The 9692-nt window shown below is 34.3% G+C and carries 9 protein-coding genes; 2 read left to right on the forward strand and 7 right to left on the reverse strand.

Annotation, left to right across the window (positions count from 1 at the left end):
* Positions 1–18 precede the first annotated feature (18 nt).
* The 7 genes from hemN to ccsA form a co-directional block, all read right to left on the reverse strand.
* On the reverse strand, positions 19–1395 hold the full coding sequence (gene hemN / locus NTX22_08595) for an oxygen-independent coproporphyrinogen III oxidase (protein MCX6150565.1): 1377 nt from the start codon (positions 1393–1395) through the stop codon (positions 19–21).
* A gap of 116 nt (positions 1396–1511) precedes the next feature.
* Positions 1512–1823 (reverse strand): GxxExxY protein, encoded by a 312-nt coding sequence (locus NTX22_08600; protein MCX6150566.1) that lies wholly within the window; start codon positions 1821–1823, stop codon positions 1512–1514.
* Between the two features lie 20 nt (positions 1824–1843).
* Entirely contained in the window at positions 1844–2890 is a 1047-nt protein-coding gene (hemE, locus tag NTX22_08605) for a uroporphyrinogen decarboxylase (GenBank protein MCX6150567.1), read from the reverse strand.
* Positions 2891–2973: 83 nt separating this feature from the next.
* Positions 2974–4398, reverse strand: coding sequence for a uroporphyrinogen-III synthase (locus tag NTX22_08610; protein MCX6150568.1), 1425 nt, complete (start codon positions 4396–4398; stop codon positions 2974–2976).
* Positions 4395–5336: a hydroxymethylbilane synthase gene (gene hemC, locus NTX22_08615; GenBank protein ID MCX6150569.1), complete on the reverse strand. Its 942-nt coding sequence runs from the start codon at positions 5334–5336 to the stop codon at positions 4395–4397. Before hemC ends, NTX22_08610 begins: the two co-directional genes overlap by 4 nt.
* 10 nt (positions 5337–5346) lie before the next feature.
* On the reverse strand, positions 5347–6627 hold the full coding sequence (gene hemA / locus NTX22_08620; GenBank protein MCX6150570.1) for a glutamyl-tRNA reductase: 1281 nt from the start codon (positions 6625–6627) through the stop codon (positions 5347–5349).
* 39 nt (positions 6628–6666) lie between these two features.
* Positions 6667–7491, reverse strand: a complete 825-nt coding sequence (gene ccsA, locus NTX22_08625; protein ID MCX6150571.1) for a cytochrome c biogenesis protein CcsA — start codon at positions 7489–7491, stop codon at positions 6667–6669.
* Positions 7492–7704: 213 nt separating this feature from the next.
* Between ccsA and NTX22_08630 the strand changes: the two genes are divergently transcribed.
* Together NTX22_08630 and NTX22_08635 are read left to right on the forward strand one after the other, a co-directional pair.
* Positions 7705–8100 (forward strand): response regulator, encoded by a 396-nt coding sequence (locus NTX22_08630; GenBank protein MCX6150572.1) that lies wholly within the window; start codon positions 7705–7707, stop codon positions 8098–8100.
* A 323-nt stretch (positions 8101–8423) separates the two neighbouring features.
* On the forward strand, positions 8424–9350 hold the full coding sequence (locus NTX22_08635) for a hypothetical protein (GenBank protein MCX6150573.1): 927 nt from the start codon (positions 8424–8426) through the stop codon (positions 9348–9350).
* The last annotated feature ends 342 nt before the right edge of the window (positions 9351–9692 follow it).

Consider the following 9692-nt stretch of genomic DNA (forward strand, 5'->3'; position numbering starts at 1 on the left):
GGCACTAAGTCACAGAGTTTAAACTGTTCTGGAATACTTTGCAGTATCTTCTTTTCTTTCCATGTAACCATCAAAGTTCATTGCTATGTTACGGATTAAAAGTCGTCCCATTTCGGTTACTTTTATTTCATTATCGTTTACGGAGATAAGTTCGTCATCAATCATTTCTTTTAGATTGTTTAATCCCCAGCCAAAATATTCTTTAAAATTTATTCCGAATTCAGTTTCTATCTTTTTTATGTTCAGTTCAAAGTCGCACATAATTTTCATTATCACATATCGTCGGAGTACATCATCATCATTTAGGTTATATCCTTTTGCAATTGGAAAAGTTTCCTTATCTAACGCACTATAATACTCTTTTTCTGTTTTGTAATTCTGTGAGTATATTCTTTGAAGCTGACTGATTGCAGTTATTCCCAAGGCGTAAAGATCGGCACCGGCGTGCGTGCTATAACCCTGAAAATTTCTGTAAAGTTTTTTCTCGCGCAATGCGATTGCTAATTCATCTTCTGGTTTTGCAAAATGATCCATTCCAATAAAAACGTAACCCGCGGAAGTAAGTTTTTCAATTGTCATTTTCAAAATTTGAAGTTTCTCTTCGGGGACAGGTAAATCTTCCGGATGAATAAGTGCCATATGTTTCTTCATCCACGGAACATGCGCATAATTAAAAACGGCAATTCTGTCTGGTGAAATATTAATTATCTTATCCACCGTTTCTGCAAATGTAGAAACTGATTGAAAAGGTAATCCATAAATTAAATCGAGATTTATACTTTGGAATCCAAGCTCTCTAACCCATTGTACAGTTTGCCGGGTAATATCTTCGGGCTGGATTCTGTTGGTTGCTTTTTGAACTTTATCATTAAAATCCTGAACGCCCATACTTATTCTATTAAAGCCACCATTACGCAATGCAGCCAGGTGGTCTCTTGTTAATCCGCGTGGATCTATCTCGCATCCTTCTTCAGCATTTTTAGAGAACTCAAAATTTTGATTTATATATGTTATTAATTCTGTTATTTCATCCGGATTTAAGTGAGTTGGTGTTCCACCGCCCCAATGCAGTTGTGCAACTTTCCTATCTGCCAGAATGTAGGTTCGCACCATATCAATTTCTTTCTTCAGGTAATTTATATATTCACTAACTCTGTCGCGGTTACGGGTAATAATCATATTGCAGCCGCAGAAATAGCAGAGAGTATCGCAGTAAGGAAGATGATAGTAAAGAGAAATATCTGGAAGATTTTCTCCATAATTTGTTTTTACAATCTCATCAAGATACTGCTCATGCTTAAATGTTTCATTAAACTGCGGAGCAGTAGGATAGCTTGTGTATCTTGGACCAGGGCGATCGTACTTTCTTATTTTTTCTAAATCAATATTAAACATAAAATTATTCCTTTCTTCAACACAGAGACACAGAGTTAATCAAAATATCCGTTTATCATTCTTTTAAAACCTTCAACTAATTTTGGTACATTAAAGTTGATCAATAATCCTAATCTTTAATCCGCTAAGCGTAAGTAAGTTAATAATTGAGCTTCATATACCGGTAATAAAACTTCGGCAGATTTTATTTCTATAATAATTTCATCTTCAACAAGGATGTCTATTCTATAATCAGCATCCAGCAGTTCCCCTTTATAATTTACAGGTAAAAATAATTGTCTGTTAAAATGTAAACCTCTTTGAGTAAGCTCCTTACACAAACAAACTTCATAAACACTTTCCAATAAACCAGGACCTAAATTCCTGTGAACTTCAATTGCGCAATCAAGAATAATTCCGCTAAGTCTATTAATTTGTTCCTTCTTCATTTACTCTGTGTCTTTGTGTCTCAGTGGTGAAAGATTTTGCTTTCTTCTTTTACAAATCCAACTAACGCTTTTACTTTTTCTGGATCAGTGTCTGGAAGAAGGCCATGACCTAAATTAAAAATATGCCCGCTTCCTTTGCCATACGATTCGAGTATTCTGATTACTTCTTCCTTTATTTTATCTTCCGGGGCATAAAGAACGCAGGGATCAAGGTTTCCTTGTAGTGAAACCTTTTCACCAATAGCAGTTCTTGTTTTATCTAAATCCATCGTCCAATCCAAACCTAAAACATCAGCACCACATTTTGCCAGCTTACTTAATTTATAATGAACTCCCTTTGCAAAAACTATCACCGGCTCGTTCTTTCGTTTAATGTTGTCTATCACTCTGGAAATATATTGAAGAGAAAACTCTTCGAAATCGGTTTGAGAAAGAATCCCACCCCAGGTATCGAAAATCTGAACAGCATTAACACCGGCTTCAATTTTTGCTGAAAGATAATCTGCAACAGCAACGGAAAGTTTTTCCAAAATTGTATGCGCTAATTCCGGATTATTATAAATTAATTGCTTAACAAAAGAAAAATTCTTCGATCCTTTTCCTTCAACCATATAGGTCATAAGTGTCCAGGGGGAGCCGCTGAAACCAATCAAAGGAACGCGATCATTTAATTCCTTTTTGGTTAACGCAACAGCATCAAGAACATATTTAAGATCTTTTGTGGGATCAATTTCTTTCAGCTTATCAACATCATATTCGTTTCTAATTGGATAGGAGAATTCCGGTCCTTTGCCTTCGTGCATTTCCAAATGCATTCCCATTGCATCCGGAATAACAAGTATATCAGAAAAAAGAATTGCTGCATCAACTCCAATAATATCCACAGGTTGAATTGTAACTTCAGCGGCAAGTTCCGGTGTTTTAACCATTGTTAAAAAATCGGCTTTTTCCCGGATTGCTCTATACTCGGGCAAGTATCTTCCTGCCTGACGCATAATCCATATTGGTGTTCTTTCAACAGGTTTTTGTTTGCAGGCTCTTAGGAATAAATCGTTTTTCAGTTTCAAATTATTTCTCCAATAAAAATCTAAATTTATATAATCACTTAATTGTTAAATTGCTGTTTCGCAATTCAACCACTGCAAAAATTTTATGAAGTGTAGTACTTCACGATTGAATCAACTAGTCCATCCAGCGTGTGTTCTTGTGGAATAATCTTAACCGTAACATTATGTCTTTCAATTTCTCTCTTAGTTGTTGGACCTATAGCCGCAATATCATAACCATTAAAATATTTTTTAGGTTCAGTGATATTTAAAATATCCAGGAAATTATTGAAAGTAGATGGGCTTGTAAATACAAACAAGTCCGGTTCCGCAGACTTTAACAAAGCAAGTTTTTTATCAAGGGATTCCTTTGCTGGAATTCCCACTTTATATATTGATGCAGTTATAACGTTCGCACCTTTTTCCTTTAGCTTTTCTGGTAATTCATTTCGGGCAATTTCAGAACCTGGAAGGAAAATGTTTTTATCTTTAATGCGAAGATTAGCTAAGGCATCAATAATTCCAGCACTGCTAAATTCTTCAGGAATGATATCAACTATAATTTTATTTTTTTCGCAGGCGTTTGCAGTTTTCTTTCCAACTGCAAATGTAGTGATTTTTTCAAAGTTTAAAGTTGTATCTAACTCTTTGCATCGTGCAGAAAAATATTTTACTGAATTTGCTGATGTAAAAATTATAAAATCAATTTTTGAAAAGTCTTTTATGATTGAATCAAATGCAGTCCAATCATCTACCGGTGTAATTTCAAGTGTTGGGAAAGTAATTACTTTTGCACCCAGTTTTTGGAATTTGAGAGAATCATTCGAATCATATTTACTGCCGGTTGTAACAATTGTCTTTCCAATTAGTGGTAAAACATGTTTTGACTTTTCTGATATTAAACTTCGCAGCAGTATCTCAAAAAGATTTTCTCTTTCCCCGCTAAGTTTGTTTCTCGGTATTTTATGTTCAATTCCGCGTTCAACTGCTCCATAAATTCCGCCGATTATAGTATCAACAGCAAGGCTGGAATTGGTTAGGCTAAAAACATTTTCTTTCTTTCCGTTTTCAATTATTTCGTTTAGTACTTCACGTAGTTCATTGGTTTTAATCTTTAATTTGCTGCAAATCTTGTTGGATGCTTTTAAAGTATCCCGCCGGAGCATCATAAAGAAGCAGTCATATTTCATCATAAACATATAATTATGAATGATGAAATTGTAGAGCGAATCAATTGCGTTTGTTTCTCTGGAAATTTTTTCTCTCAGTGAATTAATTAATTTCTCCATACGCATTAGCATAATTGAGAAGTATAAATCTTCTTTTGAGTTAAAGTAGTTGTAAAGCGTTCCTTTTGCTATTGAAGCTGATTTGGCAACATCTCCCATCATTACTTTATGAAAGTTGTTTTCTGAAAAAAGCTTTGAGGCTGCATCAATTATTCTCTCAAGCTTGTCATTCTTTTTTATTTCAATTTTATTTTTAGTAGTCATTCTTACATCAAAGTTTTGGCTGATAGAATAATTCATTTAGCTCTGGCTGTTTTATAAATTTCATTTAATACTTTTCCGGCACCAGCTTTTACCAGGTCTTTTGCCAGGAGCTTCCCTAATTTTTCCGGTTCCTTTTTCGTCCCTTTTATTTCTTTTCTAAAAGTAATTACTCCATCAATTGAACCAACTAATCCGTCAAGATAAAGTCCGTTTGATTTTACTTGCGCATATGCGCCTATCGGAACCTGGCAACCTCCTTTCAGGGCTTTCAATAAAGACCGCTCAGCTTTGGTTGCTATAAATGTTTCCTGGTGGTGTATAGATTGAAGAACTTCGTTTACAAAATTATTATCTATATGAATTTCAATTCCAAGCGCTCCTTGTCCAACAGCAGGAAGAATTTCTTTTGTAGAGATAATAGAAGAAATATGTTTTTTCAATCCTAATCTTTCAATTCCCGCACGCGCCAGGATTATAGCATCCCAATCCGATTCTAAAAACTTATTTATTCTGGTTGGAACGTTTCCTCTCAACTCTACAATTTTTATATCCGGGCGAAGATGTAGAAGTTGTGCTCTTCTTCTTAAGGAACCAGTTGCAACTATTGCGCCTTCTTTCAAATCGGTGATCGTAACTCCTTTTTTTCTTGCAATAAGAACATCCTCAACCGGATGGCGTTCTGTTACAGCGGATAATTTCAATCCAGGAGGAATTTCTGTTTGAAGATCTTTTAGGCTGTGCACAGCAAAATCAATCGATTTATTTAACAAAGCAACTTCTAATTCTTTTGTGAACAAACCCTTGTCGCCAATTTTAGATAAAGCAACATCAAGAATTTTATCACCGGTGGTTCTGATGTTAATTATCTCAACAATTATATTTTTGTTTTTCTTTTCTATTTCCTTTTTAACAAAAAGCGATTGCCACATTGCAAGTTCGCTCCCACGGGAGCCAAGGATGATTTTTGTTTTCAAGTTTCTCCTTTTACTTTTCGCGATTGTTACTTCCATTCAATCCAAAAATATTTCTGATTGCAGTGATAACTGCAGCGGTTTCCTGTGTATTTATACCCGTTTCCGAAAGCTTTTTTAATTCAATAGTTGGCTGATGCAATAATTTATTAATAATTCTCTTTGTAATCATTTCAACTTTTTCAATGTCTTCTTCCTTTAATCTGTTCCGTTGTTTTTCCACTTCTTCAGCGCGAACATCTTCGAATAATTGCCTAAGCGTAACAATTGTTGGTGTAACTTCTAAAGAATTATACCAACCGAAAAGAGCCACAAGTTCTTCCATAATAATTTGCTGGACTTTTGGAATTTCCCCCTGCCGCTTTTTCATGTTTTGATCGACGATTATTTTTAGAGAATCAATATCATGATAAAAAGCATTTTCGATTGATCTAACACGTGGATCAATATCGCGGGGAACAGCAATATCCATCAGGATTGTTGCACTAAAATTTTTTCTTTTCATTGCAGCCTGCACATCATCGTAGCTTAACATTAAGTCCGGGGAACTTGTTGCGCTAATTATAATATCATAATCCTGCAAGTACTCTCTGAAATACTGGAATGGAAGAATCTTTGCATGAATTTCATCAGCAAGTTTTTCTGCTTTGGATAAAGTTCTGTTTGTTACAGCAAGATTTTTGATTCCTTTATCGCGTAAATGTTTAGCTGCTAATTCACCAGTTTCACCCGTTCCAATTACAAGAGCTGATTTTTTATTCAGATGCGAAAAAATCTTTTCTATTAATTGAACGGCAGCATAACTAACGGTTATTGCGCCATCGCTTATTTCAGTTTCTGTCTTAGCGCGTTTGCCAACGTGTATTGCCGAATCAAAAATCCTTCTTAATAAAAATCCAGCAAAGTCAAAATCTTCAGAAAGCTGGAAAGATTCTTTTACTTGCCCAAGAATTTGATTATCACCTACCAAAAGAGAATCAATACCGCCAGCGACTTTAAATAAATGATTTACTGCACCGCACGAAAAAAAATTCTGGAAATTTTCTTGTGTTAAGGAACCAACGGGTTTCCGTTCAATTAGAAATTTCTGTAAATCTTTAAAGTTTGTTTGTGGATTAATCGGAAGTCCGTAAACTTCCGTTCTGTTACAGGTAGAAATAATAAATCCTTCGTTAAAAAGATTTCCCTTTAATTCTTTTAGAAATTCCTTTATCTCTTCCACGTTAAGATGAAGAGCTTCTCTTAATTCAACTGGTGCTGTGCGATGATTTATGCTTACTGCTAATAAATTCATAATAATTTTGTAATGTAGATTACTAATCCATACTACTTTTTAATAAAACGAGTGAAAACTCTTTGCCAAAAAATTTGTTAAAATGGTGGAAAAAATTGCGATCAAAAATCCAACTATAGAAAAAACAATTACTTTCTTTCCTTTTAATTTACCCACAACTTTGCTCGCTATTCCTATACCGTACATTAACCAAATAAGAGCAGTGCCAACCAATTTTGGATCCAGATAAGTAAAGTTTGGGAACGCAGTTGGTAGCCAGATAATTCCAATAGTAATTGCAACCGAAAGAAGAACAAACCCAATTACCGCAGCGTAGTAACTAAGCTCCTCCATAATCTCCAAACTTGGTAACCGCTCAAAGATTAATCCAAACTTATTTAATTTTATTTTTTTATAAAGGATTAGATAAAGCAATCCATAAACGGCAGAAATAGTAACTCCGGAATACCCCAGAAGTGCGCTTATTACATGCAAACCAAGCAGCCTGTTGCGCAAAACTTCTTTAACTTCGGTTAAATCCTGAATAAATACAGAAGAGATAAGCTGAAAAAGAATCGAAAAAATAATTATAAATAAACCGGTTCCCCGAACATCTGTAAATAACTCGAGTATAAAATATGAGCAACTGAGAGAGAAAGCCAGAATAGTAAAAATTTCAAAAACATTTGTAATTGGCGGGTGGTTAAACTCGATTGTTCTTGTTAGTAAATAGAATGTATGAAAGATTAAAGTTGCAAAAAGGAAAATTCTTTTTGCGTTTGCTAACCGTTTTGTGCCTAATAAGAAGTCGTATAAATAAACCGAAAAGGTAGTGGCGTACAAAATTGGCAGAATAATGTTTAATATTTTTACTGTTGAGTACATATTCCCTTGCTAATTAACTTTACTAAAGTTACAGAAACAACCTTGGATTATCAATCCTAACATAGACCCACCGGTCATTTTAGTGTAGCAACAATTTATTGATTAAATAAATTCAATTTCTATTTGAAGTAGAATGGTAATTAGCTTAAATTTGTGTTAGAAAATTACTTGTCGAGAATTGACACCGAGAATTTATTTTGTGAGGAAAAAACGATGGAAGAACAGTCAAAACCAAAATTGTTAGTTGTGGAAGACGACTTTGAGAATCAAAAATTTTTACAGATTTTCTTAAAACGTAAATTCGAAGTTCATATTTGTGACTCTGAAGAAACATTTTACGCGAAATTGAATAATGAAAAGTTTGATATTATTTTAATGGATATTTCCCTCCGTGGAAAAAAAGATGGCTTACAGCTTACACGCGAATTAAGGAAGCTTCCTGATTATAAAAACCTGCCTATCGTTGGACTTTCTGCTCATGCATTTCAAAAAGATAAAGATAATGCTTACAATGCCGGGGTTGATGTTTTTCTAACCAAACCAGTTCAGAATGATGTGCTGATGGAAAGTTTGGTGAAAACACTTGAAGAAAAATCGGATGTACATTAAATCTATTTTACAGGATTTTTCCAATAAAAATTTACTTTCTAATTACAAATAAACTTAATATTAATTAGCAAATTACTTTTCATATGCTGTTTACAAAAGAAAACTATATTGGACTTCTTTTTGGACAGTCGTGTTTTTACAAATCTTTAAGAATCTCCTTAAACTTGTTTTCAATTAATTAAGAATGATAAATTTTATACATAAATGTAACAATTCAGCCTTTCTTGTCGTCTAAAGTTTTGAAAGTTAAAAAAAACATGGAAATTATTGTTGGTATTATGTTTGCCTATTTCATAGCTGACTTTTAACAAACAGGAGAAAAAATGTACAAATATTTACTTGCCGTTTTATTCTTAATAACTCTTTGCTTTACTAAAACCGGTTTTGCGCAGGAAGAAGACTCCACCAATACGGAAGAAACATGGGATAACGATGATTGGAATTTTGAAAGTGATAGTAAAGATTCAGAATGGATGGATTTTGAATTCCACGGACGCCCAACAATAGAAGCATCTTATGGATTATCAAATGTAGAAATTAAATCATTAAGCAGCGATTTTATTAAGCCGGGAGCCGTTGATGTTAGATTGGGGTACAGCACGATGAAAGAATATGATGGCTATATAATCAAATACCGGCATAGATTTCTATCATTAGCAAACTTCACAAAAGATTTGTCCAATTCTTCTATCGACGGAAAAAAATTAGACGGAAACGTCTGGAGGATTGGAGTTGGATGGCTTGAAGGTTATGGTTATCAATTTGGAAGAAGCGCAATAATCCCTTACACTACAAATTCATTTGTTTGGTCCAGACTGAAGTTAAATGATTTAGATCGTTGGCAAGGAGTAGAATGTCTAAATATTCATAAGGATCTAGCATATTTAAAATATTTCAATGACACTTTCCGTTTTGGTACATCTACAGAAGCTGGGATAAGATTTCAACCTATTCCTTTAGTCTCAATTAATGCTGGATATGAAAGAACACTTGTATTTCCACGCCACTTATTCTGGAAGCACCTTGGAAGTATGATAATTGAATGGGCTGGGCTTGGTGCAACAGATTTATTTGTTCGAGAAATTATGGAAGAAACTCCTGCTGCCGGACCAATTATTAATTTGTTGTTAAAGAGTGGTGTTAGCTACGGCATTTACCAGTTAAGAAGAGAAAAAATGAACTGGCCCTTTGACAGCGCTGAACCTTTGACTCTTGACACCTGGAGATTTGGCGTGACTTTTACATTCTAAAAAATTTCCTTAACATAATCCTATCCCCAAACAGGTCCCGCTTTATGGCGGGATTTGTTTTAATCACCAGAACCGAACAAAAAAATACCAAATTACAAATCCTAAAGTTCAAATAAAATCCAATTTTCAAAAAGAAAAATTAAAACTACCGCTTATACAAATCTCAAATCTTCGTTTGGTGTTTTGCATTTGCTGTTTGGTATTTATTGTCCCTTACTGGGATTGGCGGGCAAAAACCCTCGCCTTTAGGCGAAGACTTTAGTAAATTCGCTCAATGGAAAATTACAGAAAGTCATCACATACAGTATACGATATAAAATATCATCTAGTTTGGATAACCAA

It is taken from the genome of Ignavibacteriales bacterium (genome assembly GCA_026390815.1).
Taxonomy (GTDB): domain Bacteria; phylum Bacteroidota; class Ignavibacteria; order Ignavibacteriales; family SURF-24; genus JAPLFH01.

Bases quoted from the DNA above. Each gene is read 5' to 3' on its own strand.
- NTX22_08630 (MCX6150572.1), top strand. From the start codon at position 7,705: ATGGAAGAACAGTCAAAACCAAAATTGTTAGTTGTGGAAGACGACTTT.
- hemN (MCX6150565.1), bottom strand. From the start codon at position 1,395: ATGTTTAATATTGATTTAGAAAAAATAAGAAAGTACGATCGCCCTGGT.
- NTX22_08635 (MCX6150573.1), top strand. From the start codon at position 8,424: ATGTACAAATATTTACTTGCCGTTTTATTCTTAATAACTCTTTGCTTT.
- NTX22_08600 (MCX6150566.1), bottom strand. From the start codon at position 1,823: ATGAAGAAGGAACAAATTAATAGACTTAGCGGAATTATTCTTGATTGC.
- ccsA (MCX6150571.1), bottom strand. From the start codon at position 7,491: ATGTACTCAACAGTAAAAATATTAAACATTATTCTGCCAATTTTGTAC.
- hemA (MCX6150570.1), bottom strand. From the start codon at position 6,627: ATGAATTTATTAGCAGTAAGCATAAATCATCGCACAGCACCAGTTGAA.
- NTX22_08610 (MCX6150568.1), bottom strand. From the start codon at position 4,398: ATGAATTATTCTATCAGCCAAAACTTTGATGTAAGAATGACTACTAAA.